This window comes from Bacillus sp. ms-22 (assembly GCF_009759805.1).
GTDB classification, from domain to species: domain Bacteria; phylum Bacillota; class Bacilli; order Bacillales; family Bacillaceae; genus Bacillus; species Bacillus xiamenensis.
Map to the genome: position 1 here is coordinate 177702 of NZ_CP046653.1, position 26138 is coordinate 203839.

The window sequence follows — 26138 nt, forward strand, 5'->3', positions numbered from 1 at the left end:
TCAACCGTTTTATACAGCTTGCTTCGTTTTGTAGGACTTCACCATCTCAACAAACAGCTTTGTTAACCGGGGGTCGTCTGTCAGCTCTGGATGAAAAGAGCAACCTAAAATATTGTTTTCTTTCGCCATTACAATCCTGCCATCGTACTTAGCCATGATCTCTACGCTGTCATCTGCGCTGATAATATGAGGCGCACGGATGAACACCCCTGTAAACGGTGCATCCAGCCCTTTCACTTCTACATCTGCTTCAAAGCTGTCTACCTGTCTGCCAAACGAATTACGAGCAACAGATACATTTAACAGTCCAAGATGAGCATCTTCTCGATCTTCTATATGTTTTGCCAGCATAATCAAACCAGCACATGTCCCAAAAATCGGTTTCCCTTGAGCTGCGAACGCTTTGATCGGTTCAATAAATTGGTACGTATCCATGAGTCTTCTCATCGTCGTACTTTCTCCACCAGGGATAATCAGACCGTCAACAGTTTCTAGCTCCTCTACTCGTTTGATGACCTTTCCCGCTGCGCCACAAGCTTCAATCGATTGAATATGCTCTCTCACCGCTCCTTGAAGCCCTAGTACACCAATTGTTAGCATGTTCATTTGCGCTCCCTTACTTACCAGCCACGTTCTTGCATACGTTCTTCTGGCAGTAGATTTGAAATTTCAATTCCTTTCATAGCTGTTCCCAGCTCTTTAGACAGTTCTGCAATGAGACGATAATCTGTGAAATGAGTCGTTGCTTCTACAATCGCTTTTGCGAATTTAGCAGGATTTTCTGATTTAAAAATTCCTGATCCGACAAATACACCATCTGCCCCTAGCTGCATCATTAACGCCGCATCAGCTGGTGTCGCAACGCCTCCAGCTGCAAAGTTCACGACTGGCAGCTTGCCGTCTTTTTTAATCTGAAGCAATAATTCATAAGGTGCTCCCAGATTCTTTGCTTCAGTCATCAGTTCATCTTCACTCATCGCCGCTACTTTTCGAATTTGAGCGTTGACCTTTCTCAAATGACGTACAGCTTCTACAATGTTTCCTGTTCCTGGTTCACCTTTTGTACGCAACATGGATGCGCCTTCTGCAATACGGCGGGTTGCTTCGCCTAAATCACGACATCCACATACGAAAGGTACTGTGTATTCCTTCTTATTTAAATGGAATTCCTCATCTGCGGGCGTTAGCACTTCACTTTCATCAATATAATCGACACCAAGTGCTTCAAGAACACGAGCCTCCACGATGTGGCCGATACGTGCTTTTGCCATGACTGGAATCGTTACTGCATTCTGCACTTCTTCCACGATTCTTGGGTCTGCCATACGGGCAACACCGCCTGCTGCACGGATATCAGCTGGCACTCGTTCTAGCGCCATCACTGCCACTGCACCTGCTTCTTCTGCGATTTTTGCCTGCTCAGCATTGACGACATCCATAATGACGCCACCCTTTTGCATTTCTGCCATTCCACGTTTTACTCGTTCAGTTCCCTTATTGCTCACAATTGTTTCCTCCCATTTGTCTATTCGATTGATTCAACATCTTTATCATACAAGCGAGGTAGTATAACAATAAAGAGAATAGTATAACAATTCAATTAGCTGATAAAAAAGGATAAACCTTTATATATCAAGGTTTTAAAGCTATAAAGGTATCATTTTCTCTTTTAAGTGTGATTTACATGCTATAATGCAACTATAACAATCCAACACAATGTATAACAATTTTGCACTCATTGGAGGATTCTCATGCATATTGATATCCATCGACACTCAGATACATCTCTTTCAAATCAGATTTACTTTTCCATTATTGATCACATTCAATCTGGACTTCTTCAGCAAGGAGATAAGCTGCCAACTGTACGTGATTTAGCAAAACAGCTCAATGTGAGTCTTGTCACGGCAGCAAAGGCATATACACGGCTTAAGGACGACGGATATTTAACGACTGTACAAGGGAAAGGAACATTTGTAGATGAACTGCAAGAGCACACAGACACCCCTGTTCAACCATCTACTTCTTTCGATTGGCAATTGTCGATTCCAGATTATTTACCAAGGTCTCAATTCGCTCAGTATCACTATGTAGAAGAAGCCATTAACCTTTCTTCCTCTATGATTGATCCTGGTCTTTTACCTAACCGTTATCTAGAAAAAGAAATGCAGCATGTACTGGCACGCCATCCTCAAATTATGTCGAAATACGGGGAAATACAAGGTGATCTTCAGCTTCGTCAGGTCATTCAATCTTTTTTAGAAAAATTAGATGTGCCTTCTACTCCTGACAATATTCTTGTGACGAGTGGTTCTCAGCAAGGGCTTGATTTAGTAGCCCGGACGTTCATCGGACCGGACGATGTCGTCGTCATGGAGGCACCAACCTATCCAGGCGCGATTGACGTCTTTATGGGCAGAGGGGCAAGAATCATTACAGTTCCTGTAGATCATGAAGGAATGAACATGAAGCAGCTGCAAAGCATTTGTGATAAATATAAACCGAAGCTCATCTATACAATTCCTACTTTTCACAGTCCAACAGGCGCCAGTATGTCCATGAAACGAAGAAAACAGCTTCTCTTATTGGCACAAAGCATCGATTGTCTTATCGTAGAAGATGATCCCTACCGTGAACTTTATTTTGAGAAAAAGCCGCCGGCTCCTATTAAAAGTCTGGATCACGATGGACATGTCATTTATTTAAGAGGCTTAAGTAAGACATTGGCTCCAGGGTGCAGAATTGGAATTATTACAGCGTCAGGTTCTATATTTAACCGTTTACTTGCTGCAAAGGCCAATAATGATTTAGGCAGTCCACTTCTCACACAGAAGGCCATTTTACCGTTTCTCACATCGAAGAAAATGATTGATCATACAAAAAAATTAAGAACAGCCTTGAAGGTCAGACGTGATTTAATGATGGATGTTTTAACGAAGCATGCGCCAAAGGACGTCACTTGGCAAATTCCTCAGGGCGGGCTCAATTTGTGGCTCAGCTTTCCTTCCTGGGTCGATACACGTGCATTGTTACATGAGGCACGAAAGAAGCAAATTACCTTCCTGCCAGGCTCTGTCTGCTATCCTGGGGAACCAAAACAGAATTATATCCGCCTCAGCTTTTCATATGTGAATGAAAAGGCACTGACTGAAGGGGTGGAAAAGCTATGTGGTATTTTTCAGCAAGCCTTGTCCACACCTCATAACCACAAACAGTCCCTTTTCTTTTAATATAAAAAAAACTGCCCTCCATGTAGACTGACATAGCAGAATGAGACACAAATAAAACACCCTTATTAGGCTGACATGCTACCAAATGTTTTTGGTGCGTGGTAGCCTAATTTTTCTTGGATACGCTCTTCATTATCATATTTGATGTAACGGTCGACTCGTTGCCTGACATCTTTTTCTGATATAGAGTTGAATTTAGTAAACATAAATTCCTCTGATTTTAAGCTAGAATGGAATGATTCAATCACTGCGTTATCCCAACAGTTACCTCGCCTAGACATACTGCTTGTGAGGTTCCTTGCCCCCAGCTCCTTTTGATATGCATACGAACTGTATACACTCCCTTGATCTGAATGTACAAGTACACCTTTAGGCAAATTCCTTTTCTCTAAAGCTGCCCTCAATGTGTCCAATATGAGTGATGTCTGTTGGTGATCATCTAGGGTATAGGCAACAACTTCGTTGTTGTACAAATCCATAATGGTCGAGAGGTAGAGCGTTCTCGGTCCATACTGAATATAAGTAATATCTGTTACCCATTTTAAATTCGGATGTATTGCAGTGAAGTTTCGATTTAATATATTTGGGGCAATGACGACAGATTCCCCTTGTGATTTCCATTTCCTTTTACGCTTCACACGACATTGAAGATGGTATTTTTGCATGATGCGCTGTACAGTATTTCGGTTTCGTTTGATATCATATGACACTGAAGCAGCTTTCGGATTTTACGGTGGCCGTACCGGAACGACGTTTCGGTGCATAAGGAAATAACAGCCTTCTCCACTTGTGATTTTTTACATATTCCTTCGGGTACCCAACGATAATAGGTCGATCTGGCGATCTGCAAAATACTTAAGACAGACGTTACTGTATAGTTCTTCCGTAATCCCTCGATCAAACACAAGGCTACTCCCTTTTCAACTCCTCTACGATCTCCAAATACTTTTTTAGAATGTCATTCTCCATCTTAAGGTGTTCAATCTGCCTATTCACTTTTTCCTCTTTGGATACATTGTCAGGTCCATGCCCAAAGCTATATTGTTTTCCAATTGGCTGATCGAATCGATGTAGCTGATTTCCTCGATACCACTTCATCCATGTTTTAATCTGAGATACATTCTTTATATGATATTTATCCATAATTTGTTGATTGGTAAACTGTCCGCTTAATTTATCTTTTACAACCGCCCATTTTATTTCAGCTGAATATCTGTTTTTTTTCATAAAAAATACCCTCCAAATTAGCACTTAGTTTAAGTGTACCACTTGAAGGGTGTTTTTTTATGTCCCATTTGACTAGGTTAGTCTAATGCATGAGAGCAGTTTTTTATTAGAACCAACCTTTTACTGTGTCAACGATTCCGCCCCAAATGCCGGCGAAAAATCCACCTACACCGCGCATTGCAAGGATAAACCAGTTTGCTTTTTCATCGCCTGTTTTCGTCACAAGCTCGACACCTGATTGGTCTTTATTCAAATAGCCGTAGTCCTTCTCATCACCAGAATAAGAAGTCGTCAGCATGCCAACTTTCGTTCCTTTTTTAATAGGAGCTTCTAAGTTCTTTTGATCAAAATTCACTTTTGCTTTATAGCTCTTCTCGTCTCCATTTTTGACTGGCACAGAGAAAGCTTCTTTCGTGACAACGGGCACTTCTTTATCTTTCCCTTTATCGACTTCGATGTTTTCATGTCCTTTGATCTGTTGACCTTTTTTGTACATTTCTTTCATCGTAAAGTTTTTAAAAGCATAGTCGAACAGTTTTTTCGCCACGTCGAAACGAGCTGTATGAAGATTACCTTTTGCATTCAGAATAACTGCGATCACGCGCATGTCACCGCGTTTTGCTGTACCTGTGAAGCTAGAACCTGCTGAATCAGTAGAGCCTGTTTTCAGACCGTCTACTCCTTCATATTCTTTCACAAGTCCTTTCAGCATGAAGTTCCAGTTTGGCATGTCCATTTCATCATCTGTGCCTTCTCTGAACTTTGTTTTTGCGATGCTTGCTGTTTTAAGAATTTCTGGATGGTCTTTGATGAGATGCTGTGCAAGCAATGCCATATCCTTTGCAGATACTTCACTTTCTTCATTAGGACCCGTACCCTTTGGCTGTTTGCCATGCAAGTCTTTATTTTCTAGTCCAGTTGCATTCACGAATTTGTAATTGGTTAAACCAAGTTCTTTCGCTTTTGCGTTCATTTTTTCAACAAACTTCGATTCTGAACCAGCGATCACCTCTGCTAAACCAATTGCTGCGGCATTTGCTGAATAGATAGCCGTTGCTTGATAAAGTTCTTTCACTGTATACGAGCCGTCTTTTCTCAAAGGAACATTTGATAAACTGCGATCCTGAGAAATTTCGTACACATAATCATCTGGCGTATATGTTTGATCCCATTTCACTTTGCCTTCAGAAATAGCCTCTAGCAATAGATACTCTGTCATCATCTTTGCCATACTTGCAATAGGCAGTCTTTGTTCTGCGTTTTTACTATAAAGAATTTTACCTGTAGAAGCTTCAATAAGGATGGCTGCTTTCGCATTCACATTGAATGGATCTTCAGCCGCTTTTGCTTTGGACATTGGTGTAAACGCTGTAACAATCAATGTCAGTGCAAGGATAGAGACCATAAGCTGTTTCAACATCTTGCTGTTCAATCGTCATACCTCCGTATTCATCTTTTTTCGACGTTTTTCATATATATTTAATCCACAAGGGCTTATTTCAACACAACAGTATAAATTTTATCACAATAAAGACAAAAAAAATAGACAGAGTCATAGACCCTGTCAAATGTAATTTGATTGTCACAATTTATCAAGAAATTGTGTAGTTTGGTGATTCTTTTGTAATTTGTACATCATGTGGATGGCTCTCACGAAGACCAGCACCAGTCATGCGAATGAACTGAGCTTCTTCTCTAAGTGAGCGTAAGTCCTTTGTTCCACAATAGCCCATACCAGAACGAATTCCGCCAACAAGTTGGTACACAGTATCAACAACTGGTCCTTTGTATGGTGTACGGCCTTCGATACCTTCTGGAACGAATTTTTTATTATCTTCTTGGAAGTAACGATCTTTACTGCCTTTTTCCATTGCAGCCACAGAACCCATACCGCGATAAACTTTGAAGCGTCTACCTTGGAAAATTTCTGTTTCTCCTGGGCTTTCAGATGTACCAGCAAGAAGGCTTCCTAACATAACAGCATGTCCACCAGCGGCTAATGCTTTCACGATATCACCTGAATATTTAATTCCACCATCTGCAATAATAGCTTTACCATGTTTTCTTGCTTCTGTTGCACAGTCATAGATCGCTGTGATTTGTGGCACACCAACACCTGCAACAACACGTGTTGTACAAATGGATCCTGGTCCGATACCAACTTTCACAATATCTGCTCCTGCTTCAAACAATGCTTTTGTTGCTTCAGCTGTTGCAACATTACCAGCAATGATGTTAAGAGAAGGATACGTTTCACGGATTTTCGATACAGTGTCTAGGACACCTTGAGAATGACCGTGTGCTGTATCAATAACAATCACATCAACATTGGCTTCTACTAATTTTTTCACACGAGTCATGGTATCGCCAGTGACACCAACAGCGGCACCAACAATTAAACGGCCATGTGCATCTTTAGAGGAGTTAGGGAATTCAATCACTTTTTCAATATCTTTGATGGTGATGAGACCTTTTAACGTTCCTTCGTCATCTAAAAGAGGTAATTTTTCAATTTTATATTGCTGTAGGATTTTTTCAGCTTCTTCTAATGTTGTTCCAACAGAAGCTGTCACAAGTTCCTCTTTTGTCATCACGTCGCTAATCTTCATTGAATAATCCGAAATAAAACGAAGGTCACGGTTCGTAATAATCCCAACAAGCTTTTGATCCTGTTCGTTATTGACAATCGGTACACCAGAAATACGATATTTACCCATTAAATGTTCTGCGTCGAATACTTGATGATCTGGTGTTAAGAAAAATGGATTGGTAATAACGCCACGCTCTGAGCGTTTTACTTTGTCCACTTGTTCTGCTTGCTGCTCAATGGACATGTTTTTATGAATGATTCCAAGACCACCTTGACGTGCCATTGCAATCGCCATTTGTGATTCGGTCACAGTGTCCATTCCCGCACTAATAATCGGAATGTTCAGCTTTAAAGTGCTTGTTAACTCAACTGATAAATTGACGTCGCGCGGAAGCACCTCAGATTTTGCTGGAACAAGCAACACATCGTCAAACGTCAAACCTTCTTTTGAAAATTTACTTTCCCACATTAGTAAATCCCCCTCTTTTCGGCAAAATATTATATGTAGATTATCAACTAGGAAACAGCATGTCAAGGAAGCAACAAACAGTTGCAATTTTTAGAAAATAATTAGAGAGTTGAGGAAGAAGATGAACAGTTCAGGATGGAAGGATTTAAAACGTTTTTACTCACTCGAAACTTCCCAAAAGTTTCTATTTCAACAGTACGAGAAACGGAACATTCAGGATGCAAATCAACACGCCTATAAAAACTGTGAACGATTTATTTACTTTTTAAAGCATGGCCATACATTTTATGACCAAGCCGCATCAGCTCCACTTGAACTAAAACCGATTTTATTATTTTATGGAATGGCACAGCTGTTAAAGGCATGTTTACTGACAGTAGATCCCTACTATCCATCTCAAACCTCTGTCTTAGCTCACGGTGTAACCTCAAGAAAAAGAAAGAAGCAACATTATCGTTTTAGTGAGGATGAAGTAAAGATTCAGCGAAACGGATTATGTATGCATGTATTAAAGCACTTATTTCATTTAAATGGTCTTGAAGATGAGCGATTTACGATGATCAATCTCCTTTCAAAAATACCAGAAATGAGTCATGTTCTTGAGTTCCAAAAGCAGCCCTCAACATTAGTGAAGGTAGAACAAGCAAATGGCATGTTGATTCAAGACCATATTCCATTGCTTTATAACATGTCGGCTGAACGCTTTATTGAATATTTTGAGTTTCATACAAGTTGGAAGCTTAAACAGAGAGAAGCAAAGAAACTGACATTTGACGTATTTTCAGAAGAAAATCCTGCTCTTGCTACTCATCTTCATTATGATTTAGAAATGAATCAGTGGTTTATCCCATCAACACGAGATGCCTTTTTAGGGATTCCTGAGATCATCAGCCATTACTTGTTAATGTATAACCTCAGTATGATTGCCCGCTACGAAACAGAATGGTGGTACGAGCTTTTATCTCAATACATTAGTGATGATTACGTCATGATTGAACGCTATATGGAGATTGCAGAGGACAAGTTTCCAGCTTATATCATGATGCTGCTAGAAGAAAACACAAAAAAGACCAGTTCCAAATGGAACTGATCCTTTTCCAAATGGAACTGATCCTTAGAAAAGCTTGGCGGCGTCCTACTCTCACAGGGGGAAACCCCCAACTACCATCGGCGCTGAAGAGCTTAACTTCCGTGTTCGGTATGGGAACGGGTGTGACCTCTTCGCTATCGCCACCAAACCTGATGGAGAGAATGTTCTCTCAAAACTAGATAACAATGTTCATGCTTCACATTAAATATAGGTTAAGTCCTCGATCTATTAGTATCTGTCAGCTCCACGTGTCACCACGCTTCCACCTCAGACCTATCAACCTGATCATCTTTCAGGGATCTTACTTCCTTGCGGAATGGGAAATCTCATCTTGAGGGGGGCTTCATGCTTAGATGCTTTCAGCACTTATCCCGTCCGCACATAGCTACCCAGCGATGCCCTTGGCAGAACAACTGGTACACCAGCGGTGCGTCCATCCCGGTCCTCTCGTACTAAGGACAGCTCCTCTCAAATTTCCTGCGCCCGCGACGGATAGGGACCGAACTGTCTCACGACGTTCTGAACCCAGCTCGCGTACCGCTTTAATGGGCGAACAGCCCAACCCTTGGGACCGACTACAGCCCCAGGATGCGATGAGCCGACATCGAGGTGCCAAACCTCCCCGTCGATGTGGACTCTTGGGGGAGATAAGCCTGTTATCCCCGGGGTAGCTTTTATCCGTTGAGCGATGGCCCTTCCATGCGGAACCACCGGATCACTAAGCCCGACTTTCGTCCCTGCTCGACTTGTAGGTCTCGCAGTCAAGCTCCCTTGTGCCTTTACACTCTGCGAATGATTTCCAACCATTCTGAGGGAACCTTTGGGCGCCTCCGTTACATTTTAGGAGGCGACCGCCCCAGTCAAACTGCCCACCTGACACTGTCTCCCTGCCCGATAAGGGCAGCGGGTTAGAAGGTCAATACAGCCAGGGTAGTATCCCACCGATGCCTCCACCGAAGCTAGCGCTCCGGTTTCCAAGGCTCCTACCTATCCTGTACAAGCTGTACCAACATTCAATATCAGGCTGCAGTAAAGCTCCACGGGGTCTTTCCGTCCTGTCGCGGGTAACCTGCATCTTCACAGGTACTATAATTTCACCGAGTCTCTCGTTGAGACAGTGCCCAGATCGTTGCGCCTTTCGTGCGGGTCGGAACTTACCCGACAAGGAATTTCGCTACCTTAGGACCGTTATAGTTACGGCCGCCGTTTACTGGGGCTTCAATTCGCACCTTCGCTTACGCTAAGCGCTCCTCTTAACCTTCCAGCACCGGGCAGGCGTCAGCCCCTATACTTCGCCTTACGGCTTCGCAGAGACCTGTGTTTTTGCTAAACAGTCGCCTGGGCCTATTCACTGCGGCTTCTCGGGGCTTTAACACCCTAAGAAGCACCCCTTCTCCCGAAGTTACGGGGTCATTTTGCCGAGTTCCTTAACGAGAGTTCTCTCGATCACCTTAGGATTCTCTCCTCGCCTACCTGTGTCGGTTTGCGGTACGGGCACCTCTCACCTCGCTAGAGGCTTTTCTTGGCAGTGTGGAATCAGGAACTTCGCTACTAATTTCGCTCGCCATCACAGCTCAGCCTTCACGGGAAACGGATTTGCCTATTTCCCAGCCTAACTGCTTGGACGCGGATATCCATTACCGCGCTTACCCTATCCTCCTGCGTCCCCCCATTGCTCAAATGGTGAGGAGGTGGTACAGGAATATCAACCTGTTGTCATCGCTACGCCTTTCGGCCTCGGCTTAGGTCCCGACTAACCCTGAGCGGACGAGCCTTCCTCAGGAAACCTTAGGCATTCGGTGGACGGGATTCTCACCCGTCTTTCGCTACTCATACCGGCATTCTCACTTCTAAGCGCTCCACCAGTCCTTCCGGTCTGGCTTCACAGCCCTTAGAACGCTCTCCTACCACTGTTCGTAAGAACAGTCCGCAGCTTCGGTGATACGTTTAGCCCCGGTACATTTTCGGCGCAGAGTCACTCGACCAGTGAGCTATTACGCACTCTTTAAATGGTGGCTGCTTCTAAGCCAACATCCTGGTTGTCTAAGCAACTCCACATCCTTTTCCACTTAACGTATACTTTGGGACCTTAGCTGGCGGTCTGGGCTGTTTCCCTTTCGACTACGGATCTTATCACTCGCAGTCTGACTCCCAAGGTAAGTCATCGGCATTCGGAGTTTGACTGAATTCGGTAACCCGTAGGGGCCCCTAGTCCAATCAGTGCTCTACCTCCGAGACTCTTACCTTGAGGCTAGCCCTAAAGCTATTTCGGAGAGAACCAGCTATCTCCAGGTTCGATTGGCATTTCACCCCTACCCACACCTCATCCCCGCACTTTTCAACGTGCGTGGGTTCGGGCCTCCATTCAGTGTTACCTGAACTTCACCCTGGACATGGGTAGATCACCTGGTTTCGGGTCTACGACCACGTACTCATGCGCCCTATTCAGACTCGCTTTCGCTGCGGCTCCGCATCTTCTGCTTAACCTTGCACGGGATCGTAACTCGCCGGTTCATTCTACAAAAGGCACGCCATCACCCGTTAACGGGCTCTGACTACTTGTAGGCACACGGTTTCAGGATCTATTTCACTCCCCTTCCGGGGTGCTTTTCACCTTTCCCTCACGGTACTGGTTCACTATCGGTCACTAGGGAGTATTTAGCCTTGGGAGATGGTCCTCCCGGATTCCGACGGAATTTCACGTGTTCCGCCGTACTCAGGATCCACTCTGGAGAGAATGACATTTCAGTTACAGGGCTGTTACCTTCTCTGGCGGGCCTTTCCAGACCTCTTCGCTTATATCATTCCTTTGTAACTCCGTATAGAGTGTCCTACAACCCCAAGAGGCAAGCCTCTTGGTTTGGGCTGTTCCCGTTTCGCTCGCCGCTACTCAGGGAATCGCATTTGCTTTCTCTTCCTCCGGGTACTTAGATGTTTCAGTTCCCCGGGTATGCCTTCTCATACTCTATGTATTCAAGTATGGATACTACTCCATTACGAGCAGTGGGTTTCCCCATTCGGAAATCTCCGGATCAAAGCTTGCTTACAGCTCCCGAAGCATATCGGTGTTCGTCCCGTCCTTCATCGGCTCCTAGTGCCAAGGCATCCACCGTGCGCCCTTTCTAACTTAACCATTTCTTACTTTAGAAAGAATCACTATGTGTGATGAACTTTGCATTGCATTCAATGTGAATGTATTACTTATTGTTATCTAGTTTTCAAAGAACACGTTGGTGGAGCCTAGCGGGATCGAACCGCTGACCTCCTGCGTGCAAGGCAGGCGCTCTCCCAGCTGAGCTAAGGCCCCGATTTATAGAAGATGGTGGGCCTGAGTGGACTCGAACCACCGACCTCACGCTTATCAGGCGTGCGCTCTAACCAGCTGAGCTACAGGCCCATCTTTCATATCGAAGATATGATGTTGTAGGATCTTTTCCAAGTTCCTTCAAAACTAAACAAGACCAAAACGCACACTGCTCCATATATCCTTAGAAAGGAGGTGATCCAGCCGCACCTTCCGATACGGCTACCTTGTTACGACTTCACCCCAATCATCTGCCCCACCTTCGGCGGCTGGCTCCATAAAGGTTACCTCACCGACTTCGGGTGTTGCAAACTCTCGTGGTGTGACGGGCGGTGTGTACAAGGCCCGGGAACGTATTCACCGCGGCATGCTGATCCGCGATTACTAGCGATTCCAGCTTCACGCAGTCGAGTTGCAGACTGCGATCCGAACTGAGAACAGATTTGTGGGATTGGCTAAACCTTGCGGTCTCGCAGCCCTTTGTTCTGTCCATTGTAGCACGTGTGTAGCCCAGGTCATAAGGGGCATGATGATTTGACGTCATCCCCACCTTCCTCCGGTTTGTCACCGGCAGTCACCTTAGAGTGCCCAACTGAATGCTGGCAACTAAGATCAAGGGTTGCGCTCGTTGCGGGACTTAACCCAACATCTCACGACACGAGCTGACGACAACCATGCACCACCTGTCACTCTGTCCCCGAAGGGAAAGCCCTATCTCTAGGGTTGTCAGAGGATGTCAAGACCTGGTAAGGTTCTTCGCGTTGCTTCGAATTAAACCACATGCTCCACCGCTTGTGCGGGCCCCCGTCAATTCCTTTGAGTTTCAGTCTTGCGACCGTACTCCCCAGGCGGAGTGCTTAATGCGTTAGCTGCAGCACTAAGGGGCGGAAACCCCCTAACACTTAGCACTCATCGTTTACGGCGTGGACTACCAGGGTATCTAATCCTGTTCGCTCCCCACGCTTTCGCTCCTCAGCGTCAGTTACAGACCAGAGAGTCGCCTTCGCCACTGGTGTTCCTCCACATCTCTACGCATTTCACCGCTACACGTGGAATTCCACTCTCCTCTTCTGCACTCAAGTTTCCCAGTTTCCAATGACCCTCCCCGGTTGAGCCGGGGGCTTTCACATCAGACTTAAGAAACCGCCTGCGAGCCCTTTACGCCCAATAATTCCGGACAACGCTTGCCACCTACGTATTACCGCGGCTGCTGGCACGTAGTTAGCCGTGGCTTTCTGGTTAGGTACCGTCATGATGCAAGCAGTTACTCTTGCACTTGTTCTTCCCTAACAACAGAGCTTTACGATCCGAAAACCTTCATCACTCACGCGGCGTTGCTCCGTCAGACTTTCGTCCATTGCGGAAGATTCCCTACTGCTGCCTCCCGTAGGAGTCTGGGCCGTGTCTCAGTCCCAGTGTGGCCGATCACCCTCTCAGGTCGGCTACGCATCGTCGCCTTGGTGAGCCGTTACCTCACCAACTAGCTAATGCGCCGCGGGTCCATCTGTAAGTGACAGCCGAAACCGTCTTTCATCCTTGAACCATGCGGTTCAAGGAACTATCCGGTATTAGCTCCGGTTTCCCGGAGTTATCCCAGTCTTACAGGCAGGTTACCCACGTGTTACTCACCCGTCCGCCGCTAACATCCGGGAGCAAGCTCCCTTCTGTCCGCTCGACTTGCATGTATTAGGCACGCCGCCAGCGTTCGTCCTGAGCCAGGATCAAACTCTCCGAGGTATGCAGGATGCATATCACACATGCGTTGCTACACGATGTAGCGAACTTAGCATGTGATCATTTCCTGCCTCGTCAGTTTGACTGACTACCTATGATGTTTCATAGGATTTTTTTATTAAAACTCGAATTAACAGGTACGTTTTGTCTTGTTTAGTTTTCAAAGAACTTGTTTGTCACTCTCTCAAAGCGACCACTTAAATATATCATATATCTCTATTAACAGTCAATGTTTTTCTTGAAAAACATTTTATTTTTTTAAGAAGTTTTGCTGTGAAAGAGATAAAAAATAGAGCCTCTTTTTGCTCCTTTGAAAGATTAACACATATCTATGAAAAAAGCATTATAAATTTCAAAAAAAATCATGTTTCTTCAAAAAAAATAAAGCCGGTGAAAACCCGGCTTTATTTTTACTCAGATTGCTCTTGATCTGACTCTACATTTTCTATGTTTTCTTCAGTGTTCTCTTCAGTGCTTTCTTCATCGTCTTCTTGTGATTGTTCAACTAATGCCACTGTAGCGACATGTTCATCATCACCTAGACGGATCAGGCGGACACCTTGAGTGACTCGGCCTGTTGTGGAGATATCTGAAACGGCCATACGGATGATGACACCGCTGCCTGTAATGATCATTAAGTCTTCTTCAGCTTCAGCGTTAGTCGCCTTCACTGCAACAAGCGGACCGTTGTTGTCAGTGATCTTGCATGTTTTAAGACCTTTACCGCCACGGCTTTGAACACGATATTCTTTTTCAGGCGTTAATTTACCATAACCTTTTTCAGTTACGATCAATACGTTTGCATCTGGCTCAAGGATTTCCATTCCAACGACGATGTCGTCTTCAGAAAGTGTGATCCCTTTAACCCCAGCTGCCGTACGTCCCATTTCACGAACATCTGTCTCGTCGAAACGAATGAGCATGCCCTTTTTCGTTCCGATGATGATTTGTTTTTCACCATTGGTTAAACGAACGGCCATCAGCTCATCTTTTTCACGCAGGCTCAGTGCAATCAAACCGTTGTTCCGGATGTTTGCAAATTGAGACAATGATGTTCGTTTTGATACACCGTGTCTTGTTGTAAAGAAGAGATACGAATCTTCATCAAATTCGCTCACCGGAATGATGGCGTTAATCCACTCTCCCTTTTCTACTTCAAGAAGGTTAATAATCGGAATTCCTTTGGCTGTTCGTCCGAATTCAGGAATCTCATATCCCTTCGCTCGATAGACCTTCCCTTTATTAGAGAAGAAGAGAATCGTATCGTGCGTAGATGTTGAGATCAGCTGTTCAACGAAATCATCCTCGTTGGTTCCCATTCCTTGGACACCTTTACCGCCTCTTTTTTGACTGCGGTATGTTGATGCAGGTAGGCGTTTAATATAACCATTATGAGTCAGCGTAATCACAATATTTTCAACAGGAATCAAGTCCTCGTCTTCGATTGTTTCTATACCCGCTGTCACAATTTCTGTTCGACGCGTATCATTGAAGCGTTCTTTGATTTCTGTTAATTCTTCTCTAATGATTTCAAGAACTTTCTCATTATCTGCTAAAATGGCTTTCAATTCAGCAATCAATTCAACAAGTCCTTTGTATTCATCTTCTATTTTCTCTCTCTCTAAACCAGTCAGACGCTGGAGTCGCATATCGAGAATAGCCTGTGCTTGTTTTTCAGACAAGGTATAGTTTTCCATCAAACCATTTCTCGCGATTTCAGCAGTTTGAGAGCCTCTAATTAAAGCAATGACCTCATCTAAGTGATCAAGAGCGATTCTTAAGCCTTCTAAAATATGAGCTCTTGCTTCTGCTTTACGCAGCTCATACGCTGTTCTTCGACGAATGATCACTTTCTGATGTTCGAGATAATATTCAAGACATTGTTTGAGAGACAAAACTTTCGGCTGTCCATCAACAAGTGCAAGCAAGTTAATACCGAATGACGTTTGAAGTGTTGTTTGTTTATAAAGATTGTTTAATAGAACATGAACATTCGCATCTCTTCTAAGTTCAATGACAATACGCATTCCATTACGGTCAGATTCATCACGAAGATCTGTAATGCCATCAATCTTTTTATCGCGTACAAGGTCCGCAATTTTTTCGATCAAACGAGCTTTATTGACCTGATAGGGAATTTCATTGATGACGATTCGTTGTTTACCGCTAGATGTTTCTTCGATGTCTGACTTTGCACGTAATGTAATAGAGCCACGCCCGGTTTCATAAGCCTTACGAATACCGCTTCGGCCAATGATTTGTCCCGCAGTTGGGAAGTCTGGGCCTGGGATAATCTCCATTAATTCTTGCGTTGTGATTTCTGGGTTTTGACTGACTGCCAGTACCCCATCAATGACTTCACCTAGTTGGTGAGGCGGGATGTTGGTGGCCATCCCAACAGCGATTCCTGTTGCTCCGTTGACTAATAAGTTCGGGAATCTAGCTGGCATGACGACTGGCTCTCTTTCACTGCCATCGTAGTTATCTTGATAGTCAATCGTGTCCTTTGTGATATCACGCAGGATCTCCATTGAGATTTTAGAAAGACGTGCCTCGGTATAACGCATCGCGGCTGCACCGTCTCCATCGACTGAACCAAAGTTTCCGTGACCTTCAACCAGCATATTCCGATAGTTGAAATCTTGCGCCATCCGAACCATTGCTTCGTATACAGCGCTATCACCGTGAGGGTGGTACTTACCAATAACTTCCCCAACGATACGTGCAGATTTCTTAAATGGTTTATCACTTGTCATACCTAGGTCATTCATCGCATACAAAATTCTTCGATGGACGGGCTTCAATCCGTCTCGTACATCTGGTAATGCACGCGAAACAATAACACTCATTGCATAATCTAAAAAGGACGTACGCATTTCTTGACTAATATTCACTTCACGTACATTTGGTGTATGTTGTTCACTCACTATAAGAACCTCCCTTTACGTATCACATGAAATAAATTATGTGGGAGTAAAATATGTATTTATCTTCTCAAGACTATTCTCCATTATATCAATAATCTTGCCTTTATACACATTTATTTACTAGAAAATCAGCGAAACGTGGAAAACCAGGACATTCGTTTCACGCCCCTGTTTCTTGAAAAACAACCTTATTCCAAACAAGAAATAAGGTTGTTCTTAAGGGGGTACCTATCTAAATATCAAGATTTTTCACGTATTGTGCATTTTCTTCGATAAAGTTTCGTCTCGGCTCTACTTTATCTCCCATTAGCATTTCAAATGTCTCATCAGCATCGATTGCATCCTCAAGCGTGACTTGAAGAAGTGTTCTTGCGTCAGGATCCATTGTTGTTTCCCAAAGCTGAGAAGCATTCATCTCTCCAAGACCTTTATAGCGCTGAAGTCCAGGCTTTGGTGTTTGAGGCAGTGTCTTTAACAGCTCATCTAGCTGTTTATCGTTATACACGTATTCAACACGTTTTCCTTGCTGCACTTTATATAAAGGCGGCTGCGCAATGTACACATAACCGTTTTCAATGATTTCACGCATGTAACGATAGAAGAATGTTAAGAGCAGCGTTCGGATATGCGCTCCATCAACATCGGCATCTGTCATGATCACAATTTTGTGATAGCGTGCTTTCTCTAAATTGAAGTCTTCTCCGATTCCAGTCCCAAGCGCTGTAATCATTGAACGAACCTCGTTGTTAGATAGAATTTTATCTAATCGTGCTTTTTCAACGTTTAGGATCTTCCCTCTTAGCGGTAAGATCGCTTGGAAGTGGCGATCACGACCTTGTTTAGCAGACCCGCCCGCAGAATCTCCCTCTACGATATAGAGCTCAGAGATGGAAGGATCTTTAGAAGAACAGTCTGCCAGTTTTCCAGGCAAACTGGAGACTTCAAGTGCACTTTTACGTCTTGTAAGCTCACGTGCCTTTTTGGCAGCCATTCTTGCACGAGCTGCCATCAGTCCTTTCTCCACAATTTTCTTCGCGGCATCAGGATTTTCTAATAGAAATTTTTCTAATGCTTCAGAGAAAAGAGAGTCTGTAATGGTTCTCGCTTCTGAGTTCCCAAGCTTTGTCTTCGTTTGTCCTTCGAACTGAGGGTCTGGATGTTTGATCGAAATAATCGCAGTTAAGCCTTCTCTCACATCTTCACCGCTCAAATTCGAGTCTCCATCTTTGAATACGCCATTTTTACGAGCATAATCATTGATGACACGTGTCAGACCCGTTTTAAAGCCCGCTTCGTGTGTTCCGCCTTCATACGTGTTGATATTGTTGGCAAAAGAATAGATATTGCTTGTATAGGAATCGTTGTATTGCAGCGCAACTTCAACAGTAATTCCGTCTTTTTCACCCTCGATGTAAACCGGTTCTTCATGAACGACTTCTTTCGAGCGATTTAAATGTTCTACATAGCTCTTAATTCCGCCTTCGTAGCAGTATTCGTTTCTACGTTCTTTGCCTTCACGTAAGTCTTCAATAACGATGTTCACGCCTTTTGTTAAGAAAGCTAACTCACGTACACGATTGGCCAGTGTATCGTAATCAAATTCAGTGGTTTCAGTGAAAATTTCTGGGTCTGGCACAAAATGAGTGGTTGTCCCCGTTACGTCTGTTTCGCCAATGACCTTTAAATCTCCAACTGGCACGCCGCGTTTGAATTGCTGATAATGAATTTTTCCATCACGGTATACTGTCACGTCTAAGGTAGTAGATAACGCATTTACAACAGATGCCCCTACACCATGCAGACCGCCAGATACTTTATAACCGCTGCCATCGAACTTACCGCCAGCGTGAAGAACAGTCATAATGACCTCTACGGCAGGACGTCCCATTTTCTCATGAATCCCAACAGGAATCCCGCGGCCGTTATCTTTCACTGTAATGCTATTATCTTTTTCGATTTGCACTGTAATGTCTGTACAATACCCAGCTAATGCCTCATCAATACTGTTGTCGACAATTTCCCATACAAGATGGTGAAGTCCTTTTGCATTGGTTGACCCAATGTACATTCCTGGACGTTTTCTAACAGCTTCTAGTCCTTCGAGCACCTGTATCTGATTTTCATCATAACTATTATGTTGCTGTTCCATTGCCACGTACATTCACCTACACTTTTCTTAAACGATATATTTATATGAATTGAGCTTTTAGACTTCAATTTCAATCACAAATGAAGCACGTTTTTTGAGCGTGCTTGAGGAAAGAGGAGAGTAATACACGGATTCAGTTGTGACGACGATGGATTTGGGTGTTCCTTGTGATAACGAAATGATTTGCTCCTCTTGTTTTTGAAGAAATTCCTCTACGACAGAAGATGACCTCATTTTGTAATCAACAATTGCGACAATCTCTCGTGTAGAAACAACACAATCATCACCTAAATGAATATACAAGACTCACACCTCATTTATCAGTCAATTACTTTTCCACTGGCTACTCTGAAAATTTCCGCTTCTTTCAGGGTGGCGTGATCAATGCCTTCAACACTTGTTGTGGTGACGAAGGTCTGTACACGTCCCTGAATGGTATGGAGCAAATGAGACTGTCTGTAATCATCAAGTTCAGATAACACATCATCGAGTAGAAGAATTGGGTATTCACCGATTTCTTCATGGATCAGATCAATTTCTGCCAGCTTTAGTGAAAGAGCTGTTGTTCTTTGCTGCCCTTGAGAGCCATATGTCTGAACATCACGACCATTCACAAAGAAAAGAAGGTCATCTCTGTGAGGTCCCCACAGCGTCACCCCTCGGTCTATTTCTCTGTCTCTTAATTTTCGAAACGATTCTTCATAGCTATTCTTTATTTTCGACAAGTCTGACGCTTCTGATACCTCTATCGCCGTCTGGTATTGGAGCGTGAGTGTTTCTAGTTCTCTAGAAATCCCAAAATGCAACGGCTGCGCCCATTTTTCAAGTTGTTTCGTAAAAGTAAGTCGTCTTTTGACAACCTTCGCTGCCGCATCAATCAATTGCTCTGTTAAAACCTCCAGCATCGCTTGATCTGTTTGCTTTCTTGTTTGCAATTGTTTCAAGTAATGATTTCGCTGAGAGAGGATTTTTTGATAGAGCGATAAATCATGTAAGTAGACAGCAGAAACTTGTCCAATCTCCATGTCGAGGAACCTTCTGCGGATTTGCGGGCTGCCTTTCACAAGACTGAGATCCTCTGGTGCAAACATGATGGTGTTTAAAGCACCAACATAATGACTGAGTTTCTGTTGTTCAATATGATTGACTTTTCCCTTTTTTCCTTTTTTTGAGATCACAAGCTGCATGGGGAGTGGACCGTTTTTTTTGATGACTCTACCTTCTATTTTAGCATAGTCTTCGTCCCATCGGATAAGTTCTTTATCATTTGACGTACGATGAGACTTTGCCATCGACAATACATAGATTGCTTCCATCAGGTTCGTTTTACCTTGGGCGTTCTCACCGATCATGACATTCACCTTATTGTCGAATTGAAGCTCGGTGTGTTCATAGTTTCGGTATGAAGTTAACGCCAGACTTTGAATGTACATGTATTGTCACCCGTTTCTAATTCACAACTTGAAATGTGCCATAACCTTCTATCTCGACAACATCTCCTGGGTATAATTTGCGCCCCCGTCTATTATCTGGCTCTTGATTAATGAACACCTCATGTTCACTCAAAAACCACTTCGCCATCCCGCCAGATTGAATGACTTCAGCTAATTTCAAAAACTGCCCTAATGTAATCATTTCTGTTTCAATGGTTATAAGATTAGGCATTGTATCGACCTCTTTCAATATCACTAATATCTAATTGTACTAAAAAACAAGACAAGAAGGAAAGGGGGAAAGCGAACTGTGATGAAAGAAAGCATGGGAAACGAGAAGAAAAGCTGCTGTGCACTCACACAGCAGCCATTTTAGATTGATTTAATATGTTCTCACCGGAAGAATTAATTGCAAGATAGAATCATCATTCGGTGTGCGCAAAAGAAATGGTCTCATTGCGCCAGTGAAGCTTACATGAATATCTGTTCCCTCTAATACTTTTAAAGCATCAAGCATATATTTCGGACTGAAGGAAATTTTTAGGTCTTCCCCCTTAATTTCATCGGCTTCAACAGTTTCAACCACTTTACCGATTTCCGGCGAATTAGAAGAAATTTCAAGACTTTGCGCAGGATCAGCAGACAGCTTCACGACGTTATTACGTCCCTCTCTTGCTAAAAGCGAGGCGCGATCAATGGCTTGAAGAAACTCTTTCGTATTCACGACTACATCCGTTTTACTTTCTTGCGGGATCAGGCGAGCTGTATCTGGATAGTTCCCATCCAGCAACCTTGAGAAGAACAGTACGTTCTGTGCTTTAAAGAGAACTTGTGTCTCTGTAATGACGATGCTCACAAGGTCTTGTACATCATCAAGAATTTTACTGAGTTCTGTTAAACTTTTCCCTGGAATGACCACATTATACGAGCTATCCTCGTTAATATCTAATTTCGCTTTTCTTAAAGCGAGACGATGGCTATCCGTTGCAGTGCATATTAATTCACCCTTTTCGACCTTCCAGTTTACACCTGTCAAGATAGGTCGTGTTTCTGAGGTGGACACTGCGAAAACGGTTTGGCGAATGAGGTTTTTAAGCAAATCTGTTGGAATCTGAAATGCATGATGCTCTTCAATTTGTGGCAGATGCGGATATTCTTCAGCATCTAAGCCATTTAAATTAAATTCTGCCGAACCAGAGCGGATGATTGTTAGATGATTTTGTTCTACCTCAATTTCGACAGTAGACATTGGCAGCTTCTTAACGATTTCGCTAAAGAAGCGGGCCTGCAGCACAATACTTCCTGGTCGATCAATTGTAATGACTTCTAAATCTCCATCTCTTTGAGGAATAAAAGATTCAATTGAGATATCAGAGTCGCTCCCTGTTAAAGATACCCCTTCATCAGATGCAACAATTTTAATTCCCGTCAAAATAGGAATCGTCGTTCTAGAGGATACGGCCTTTAATACATCTTGGACACTTTCAACAAGACGATCTTTTTGAATCGTGAATTTCATAGTGGTCCTCCTAATTTTTCTTAGTGACATGTATATATATTTATTTAATAAAAATAGTAGAAGTAATAGTAGGGCTTGTGAATATGTGGATAAGTCGGTAAAAAGAAAGGAAAGACAGCCTATCCACATGTGGACAGACTGTGTATGACTATGCTGAAGTTATTCACATTTTCCCGTACTAACAATATCAGCGTATTTATTTTAATTGTTCTTTGATCTCTTTCACATGCTGCTGAAGTTGTTCATCTTCAACGATTAATTTCGAAATTTTCTCGTGAGCATGAATGACAGTCGTATGATCTCGTCCGCCAAATTCTTCTCCAATTTTAGGTAGAGAGGAATCGGTCATTTCTCTAGAGAGGTACATGGCAATTTGTCTTGGATAAGCAACTGATTTCGTACGTTTCTTCGCTTTGAAATCCTCTAATCTAATATTAAATTGCTGTCCTACAATTCTTTGAATATCTTTAATCGTAATAACCCTTGGTTTCGATGAAGGAATGATATCTTTTAGAGCTTCAGCTGCTAGATCAGCATTAATGTCTTTATTAATTAAAGAAGAGTAAGCAACGACACGAATCAAAGCACCCTCCAGCTCACGGATATTGCTGTCGATTTGATTGGCAATATAAAGCATGACTTCATTCGGAATGTCTAAACCTTCTGCCTTTGCCTTTTTTCGTAAGATCGCGATACGTGTTTCTAAATCTGGCGGGGTAATGTCTGTAATTAAGCCCCATTCGAATCGAGAGCGTAATCTGTCTTCAAGTGTCGGAATTTCTTTTGGCGGCCGGTCACTAGAAATGACGATTTGCTTACTTTCTTCGTGAAGTGTGTTGAATGTATGGAAAAACTCTTCTTGTGTTTGTTCTTTTCCTGCTAAAAATTGAATATCATCTATCAAAAGCACATCTACATTCCGATAGCGATTACGAAAGTCGACTGCTTTGTTGTCTCGGATTGAGTTGATAAATTCATTTGTAAATTTTTCAGATGATAGATAGACCACTTTTGCTGATGGATTATGGTCTATGACGTAATGACCAATTGCATGCATCAAGTGAGTCTTTCCTAAACCAACGCCCCCATAAATAAAGAGCGGATTATATGCTTTTGCTGGTGCTTCTGCGACTGCAAGTGAAGCGGCATGAGCAAAACGGTTACCTGAACCAATAACAAAAGTGTCAAATGTATATTTTGGATTCAGCATATTTTGTGGAATTTCAACAGGTTCTTCTTTCGACATTTTTTTGATTGGAGACTTTGGCATTGCTTCCTCTTCGTCCTGATTTTGAGGAATAATGAATTTGATGCTGAGCTCTTCGCCTGTCAGTTCATAGATGGTATCTGCAATTAAGTGAAGATATCTTGACTCCAGCCAGTCTCTAGCAAATTCATTAGGTGCAGTGATAGTCAGCGTATCTCCTTGAAGAGAATGTGCTTTTGTCGACTTCATCCATGTTTCAAAACTAGGTTTGCTCAATTTTGTCTCAATTTTTTGAAGTGCTTTATTCCACAGATCCAAAATATTTTCCATAAGGCTTCTCCCCCCTCCTTTTCTTTTTAAAATGACCAGTATCAAACTGTTATAGAACACGAAAAAGAGAAAATGGTCAAGACCATTCGTGCACATATTTTGTTGAAAACAATTAATATAGTAGAAAAACGTCTTTTCGACAAATTACACAAGTTGTGGATAAACAATTCAACAAGCTGTGTAATAACTTTCCACAGGTTATCCACAAATTGTGGATAATATAAATAGGTCAGATAAGTAATTAAGAGTTAAAACACAAATATAATATCAAAATAAACAAGATGGTGCAATGGGTGTTGCAAACTTATCCACATACTTTACATCCTGTTGAAAAATAATTATCCACATAGGTGATTTGTGTGAAAAAAATGTCGATAATGAGTGTGGATAGTCTAAATATGCTAGAAAAATATCCACACCCTTGTTGAGAAGGTCTTTTAGGAAGAAAAAAAGAATAAAATGCTGGAAACTGAAAAAGAAGGTTTCTTCGCTTGATAACTTGTGTTATGCTAATAAGGTTGATAATAAGAGTTTTATCATTGATATTGACAATCGATGGGTTACACAAATATAATGAGTTAGACTGTCTTAAACAGCTATTCCTCAGGGAGGTGTCATAAATGAAAAGAACGTTTCAACCAAATAACCGTAAGCGTAGTAAAGTTCATGGCTTCCGCAGCCGTATGAGTTCTAAAAACGGACGTCTAGTTTTAAAGCGACGCCGCAGCAAAGGTAGAAAAAAATTATCAGCTTAGGCCACTGAATAATGTCAGTGGTCTTTTTTACATAAAATCGTAAATGAACTGTCAGTTTTTATCGGAGTGGAAGAAAACATGAAGAAGCGAAACAGGCTAAAAAAAAATGAAGAGTTTCAAAAAGTGTTCAAAAAAGGTCAATCAATGGCGAACCGCCAATTCGTTATTTATCAGCTGGATCAACCAAATCAAGATGAGCTGCGTTTAGGATTGTCTGTCAGTAAGAAGATAGGTAATGCAGTGATACGAAATCGAATTAAACGACTGATCCGCCAAGTGTTTTTAGAGGAAGGTCATAAGTTAAAGCAAGAAAAAGACTACATAGTCATTGCACGAAAACCAGCAAGCGAATTGACCTTTGAGGAAACTAAGAAGTCTCTCCAGCATTTATTTAGAAAATCCGCTGTTTATCAACAACAACCGAAAAAGTCTTCGTAATAGAAACTTTCGTTGAATCAATTTTTAAAAGCGCTTCCTTCATCTAGTGAATTAAAATGAAACCACCACTTTGTAATGAAAAAATGTTACCATACTGATTAGGTGAGTCACTTTCGTAATCAATTCCAACTTAAATAAAGTTTGAAGTAATGGGAGGAATCTTGTTGAAAAGGCGATTATTACTAATATTTAGCTTGATTGGTGTGTTGGTTCTATTGGCAGGATGTACACAAATCAATGAACCAATTACATCAGATAGTAAGGGATTCTGGAATTCTTATATTGTTTACCCGCTATCTCAATTAATTACGTACATGGCAAACTTGACTGGTGAAAACTATGGTGTAGCGATTATTATCGTGACCATTTTGATCCGTTTGCTCATTTTACCATTAATGATTAAACAGTTAAGAAGTACAAAAGCAATGCAAGCACTGCAGCCAGAATTGAAGAAGCTTCGTGAAAAATATAGCTCAAAAGATCAAAAAACGCAGCAGCAGCTCCAACAGGAAACAATGGCTCTTTTCCAAAAGAATGGTGTAAACCCATTAGCAGGGTGTTTCCCAATTTTGATTCAAATGCCAATCCTCATTGGTTTTTATCATGCGATCATGAGAACAGCTGAAATCAAAAAACATACTTTCTTATGGTTTGACTTAGGTAGTCCAGATCCATTATTCCTATTACCGATTATTGCGGGTGTAGCTACTTTTGTTCAGCAGAAGCTGATGATGGCTGGAAACCCTTCGGACAACCCTCAAATGGCGATTATGCTTTGGGTTATGCCGATCATGATCGTTGTATTTGCCATCAGTTTCCCGGCTGCACTTTCACTGTACTGGGTTGTAGGTAACATTTTCATGATCATTCAAACATTGGTCATTCGAACACCTCAAGTACAAGTTGATACAAAAGAAAAAGCCGGCGGGAATAAAAAATGAAGGAAATAACTGCTGTCGGTCGCACAATCGAAGAAGCAGTAGATTCCGGACTTAAACAAATTCAGCTACTACAAGAAGAAGTAGATATCACAATAGTAGATGAAGGTAACAAAGGCTTTTTAGGATTATTCGGTAAAAGACAAGCTGTTGTCAAATTGGTAGAAAAGAAAGATGCTCTAAAATTAGCCACACAGTATTTGGATAGAATTGTTAAATCAATTGATCCTAAAGCAAAAATTGTGTCGAAAAAAGAATCGAAAAAGATTTCTTTCCACATTGATGGAGACAAAACGTCATTAATGATTGGGAAAAGAGGACAAACGTTGTACTCTTTAGAAACATTGGTACAGTTAGTGTTTAATCGTTATTCCGATCAGTATCATCATATTACGATTGATATTGGAGATTATCGGAAGAAACGTCAAGAAGCACTCGAACAATATGCCATCAAGACGGCAAACCGTGTTTTGAAAACGAAGAGAAAGGTTCATTTAGAGCCTATGCCTTCAAATGAACGAAAAGTCGTTCATGATACGATTGCCGCATTTTCTAAAGAACTCGCTACGGCATCTGAAGATACAGGCAGCAAACGTCATGTTGTTGTGATGTATAAAAAATAGCAGAAAGGCTAAGATTCAGCAAAGCTGGATTTTAGTCTTTTTTTATTGAAAAATACTCTTTCTATAGAAGATTCATCCTCAATTTCTAAAAAATTAGTGTATGAATTGCGTGGAAAATGTTATTTTCCGCAGCTAGTAACGGGATCAAGACGTTTTAATTTATTGGATTTAGGTG

General features: G+C 42.3%; 17 protein-coding genes, 2 tRNA genes, 3 rRNA genes and 1 pseudogene. 6 read left to right on the forward strand and 17 right to left on the reverse strand.

Annotation, left to right across the window (positions count from 1 at the left end):
- Nucleotides 1-9: 9 nt before the first annotated feature.
- Together pdxT and pdxS are read right to left on the reverse strand one after the other, a co-directional pair.
- Complete coding sequence (gene pdxT, locus GPA07_RS01035; protein ID WP_157293129.1) at nucleotides 10-600, reverse strand: pyridoxal 5'-phosphate synthase glutaminase subunit PdxT; 591 nt, start codon at nucleotides 598-600, stop codon at nucleotides 10-12.
- A 20-nt stretch (nucleotides 601-620) separates the two neighbouring features.
- Nucleotides 621-1505, reverse strand: coding sequence for a pyridoxal 5'-phosphate synthase lyase subunit PdxS (gene pdxS, locus GPA07_RS01040; protein ID WP_071168266.1), 885 nt, complete (start codon nucleotides 1503-1505; stop codon nucleotides 621-623).
- A gap of 246 nt (nucleotides 1506-1751) precedes the next feature.
- On the opposite strand from pdxS, the gene pdxR reads away from it, so the two are divergent.
- On the forward strand, nucleotides 1752-3230 hold the full coding sequence (gene pdxR / locus GPA07_RS01045; RefSeq protein WP_008360331.1) for a MocR-like pyridoxine biosynthesis transcription factor PdxR: 1479 nt from the start codon (nucleotides 1752-1754) through the stop codon (nucleotides 3228-3230).
- 65 nt (nucleotides 3231-3295) lie between these two features.
- On the opposite strand, the pseudogene GPA07_RS01050 reads toward pdxR, so the two are convergent.
- The 3 genes and pseudogenes from GPA07_RS01050 to guaB form a co-directional block, all read right to left on the reverse strand.
- Nucleotides 3296-4457, reverse strand: a pseudogene (locus tag GPA07_RS01050) (IS3 family transposase).
- Nucleotides 4458-4563: 106 nt separating this feature from the next.
- Nucleotides 4564-5889 carry a D-alanyl-D-alanine carboxypeptidase family protein gene (locus tag GPA07_RS01055; RefSeq protein WP_008362145.1) on the reverse strand — a complete coding sequence of 442 codons (1326 nt, stop codon included), beginning with the start codon at nucleotides 5887-5889 and terminating at the stop codon, nucleotides 4564-4566.
- 160 nt (nucleotides 5890-6049) lie between these two features.
- The gene (gene guaB, locus GPA07_RS01060) at nucleotides 6050-7516 is read right to left on the reverse strand and encodes an IMP dehydrogenase (RefSeq protein ID WP_008362147.1); all 1467 of its coding nucleotides are present in this window, start codon (nucleotides 7514-7516) and stop codon (nucleotides 6050-6052) included.
- A gap of 121 nt (nucleotides 7517-7637) precedes the next feature.
- Between guaB and GPA07_RS01065 the strand changes: the two genes are divergently transcribed.
- Nucleotides 7638-8606, forward strand: coding sequence for a YaaC family protein (locus GPA07_RS01065; protein ID WP_157291881.1), 969 nt, complete (start codon nucleotides 7638-7640; stop codon nucleotides 8604-8606).
- Between the two features lie 32 nt (nucleotides 8607-8638).
- Here GPA07_RS01065 and rrf read toward each other — a convergent pair.
- From rrf to dnaA, 12 genes are all read right to left on the reverse strand, one after another.
- Nucleotides 8639-8754: ribosomal RNA gene (gene rrf / locus GPA07_RS01070) — 5S ribosomal RNA — on the reverse strand.
- 60 nt (nucleotides 8755-8814) lie between these two features.
- Nucleotides 8815-11739, reverse strand: a 23S ribosomal RNA gene (locus GPA07_RS01075).
- 98 nt (nucleotides 11740-11837) lie between these two features.
- Nucleotides 11838-11913 (reverse strand) — tRNA-Ala (locus tag GPA07_RS01080).
- Nucleotides 11914-11926: 13 nt separating this feature from the next.
- A tRNA-Ile gene (locus GPA07_RS01085) sits at nucleotides 11927-12003 on the reverse strand.
- A gap of 95 nt (nucleotides 12004-12098) precedes the next feature.
- Nucleotides 12099-13647 (reverse strand): 16S ribosomal RNA (locus GPA07_RS01090).
- The 16S, 23S and 5S rRNA genes sit together here with 2 tRNA genes alongside, the layout of an rRNA operon.
- A 407-nt stretch (nucleotides 13648-14054) precedes the next feature.
- A complete protein-coding gene (gene gyrA, locus GPA07_RS01095) occupies nucleotides 14055-16571 on the reverse strand; it encodes a DNA gyrase subunit A (RefSeq protein ID WP_157291882.1) in 2517 nt (838 codons plus the stop codon).
- Nucleotides 16572-16803: 232 nt separating this feature from the next.
- On the reverse strand, nucleotides 16804-18720 hold the full coding sequence (gene gyrB, locus GPA07_RS01100; protein ID WP_008360922.1) for a DNA topoisomerase (ATP-hydrolyzing) subunit B: 1917 nt from the start codon (nucleotides 18718-18720) through the stop codon (nucleotides 16804-16806).
- A gap of 57 nt (nucleotides 18721-18777) precedes the next feature.
- Nucleotides 18778-19023, reverse strand: a complete 246-nt coding sequence (gene remB, locus GPA07_RS01105; protein WP_008360920.1) for an extracellular matrix regulator RemB — start codon at nucleotides 19021-19023, stop codon at nucleotides 18778-18780.
- 17 nt (nucleotides 19024-19040) lie between these two features.
- Nucleotides 19041-20153 carry a DNA replication/repair protein RecF gene (gene recF, locus GPA07_RS01110; RefSeq protein ID WP_157291883.1) on the reverse strand — a complete coding sequence of 371 codons (1113 nt, stop codon included), beginning with the start codon at nucleotides 20151-20153 and terminating at the stop codon, nucleotides 19041-19043.
- Nucleotides 20154-20169: 16 nt separating this feature from the next.
- On the reverse strand, nucleotides 20170-20385 hold the full coding sequence (gene yaaA / locus GPA07_RS01115) for a S4 domain-containing protein YaaA (protein WP_008360916.1): 216 nt from the start codon (nucleotides 20383-20385) through the stop codon (nucleotides 20170-20172).
- Nucleotides 20386-20535: 150 nt separating this feature from the next.
- Nucleotides 20536-21672 carry a DNA polymerase III subunit beta gene (gene dnaN, locus GPA07_RS01120; protein ID WP_008360914.1) on the reverse strand — a complete coding sequence of 379 codons (1137 nt, stop codon included), beginning with the start codon at nucleotides 21670-21672 and terminating at the stop codon, nucleotides 20536-20538.
- Nucleotides 21673-21868: 196 nt separating this feature from the next.
- Nucleotides 21869-23209, reverse strand: coding sequence for a chromosomal replication initiator protein DnaA (gene dnaA, locus GPA07_RS01125; protein ID WP_008360911.1), 1341 nt, complete (start codon nucleotides 23207-23209; stop codon nucleotides 21869-21871).
- A gap of 620 nt (nucleotides 23210-23829) precedes the next feature.
- Between dnaA and rpmH the strand changes: the two genes are divergently transcribed.
- From rpmH to jag, 4 genes are all read left to right on the forward strand, one after another.
- Nucleotides 23830-23964 (forward strand): 50S ribosomal protein L34, encoded by a 135-nt coding sequence (gene rpmH, locus GPA07_RS01130; protein ID WP_008360908.1) that lies wholly within the window; start codon nucleotides 23830-23832, stop codon nucleotides 23962-23964.
- Nucleotides 23965-24042: 78 nt separating this feature from the next.
- Nucleotides 24043-24402: a ribonuclease P protein component gene (rnpA, locus tag GPA07_RS01135; RefSeq protein WP_008360906.1), complete on the forward strand. Its 360-nt coding sequence runs from the start codon at nucleotides 24043-24045 to the stop codon at nucleotides 24400-24402.
- A gap of 158 nt (nucleotides 24403-24560) precedes the next feature.
- Nucleotides 24561-25343 (forward strand): YidC family membrane integrase SpoIIIJ, encoded by a 783-nt coding sequence (gene spoIIIJ / locus GPA07_RS01140; RefSeq protein ID WP_145939430.1) that lies wholly within the window; start codon nucleotides 24561-24563, stop codon nucleotides 25341-25343.
- Nucleotides 25340-25963 (forward strand): RNA-binding cell elongation regulator Jag/EloR, encoded by a 624-nt coding sequence (gene jag / locus GPA07_RS01145; protein WP_008360902.1) that lies wholly within the window; start codon nucleotides 25340-25342, stop codon nucleotides 25961-25963. Before spoIIIJ ends, jag begins: the two co-directional genes overlap by 4 nt.
- The last annotated feature ends 175 nt before the right edge of the window (nucleotides 25964-26138 follow it).

Coding starts and splice junctions, on each gene's coding strand:
- jag (WP_008360902.1), top strand. CDS start 25,340: ATGAAGGAAATAACTGCTGTCGGTCGCACAATCGAAGAAGCAGTAGAT.
- rpmH (WP_008360908.1), top strand. CDS start 23,830: ATGAAAAGAACGTTTCAACCAAATAACCGTAAGCGTAGTAAAGTTCAT.
- GPA07_RS01065 (WP_157291881.1), top strand. CDS start 7,638: ATGAACAGTTCAGGATGGAAGGATTTAAAACGTTTTTACTCACTCGAA.
- recF (WP_157291883.1), bottom strand. CDS start 20,153: ATGTACATTCAAAGTCTGGCGTTAACTTCATACCGAAACTATGAACAC.
- rnpA (WP_008360906.1), top strand. CDS start 24,043: ATGAAGAAGCGAAACAGGCTAAAAAAAAATGAAGAGTTTCAAAAAGTG.
- dnaA (WP_008360911.1), bottom strand. CDS start 23,209: ATGGAAAATATTTTGGATCTGTGGAATAAAGCACTTCAAAAAATTGAG.
- dnaN (WP_008360914.1), bottom strand. CDS start 21,672: ATGAAATTCACGATTCAAAAAGATCGTCTTGTTGAAAGTGTCCAAGAT.
- gyrB (WP_008360922.1), bottom strand. CDS start 18,720: ATGGAACAGCAACATAATAGTTATGATGAAAATCAGATACAGGTGCTC.
- pdxR (WP_008360331.1), top strand. CDS start 1,752: ATGCATATTGATATCCATCGACACTCAGATACATCTCTTTCAAATCAG.
- yaaA (WP_008360916.1), bottom strand. CDS start 20,385: ATGCCTAATCTTATAACCATTGAAACAGAAATGATTACATTAGGGCAG.
- guaB (WP_008362147.1), bottom strand. CDS start 7,516: ATGTGGGAAAGTAAATTTTCAAAAGAAGGTTTGACGTTTGACGATGTG.
- pdxT (WP_157293129.1), bottom strand. CDS start 600: ATGCTAACAATTGGTGTACTAGGGCTTCAAGGAGCGGTGAGAGAGCAT.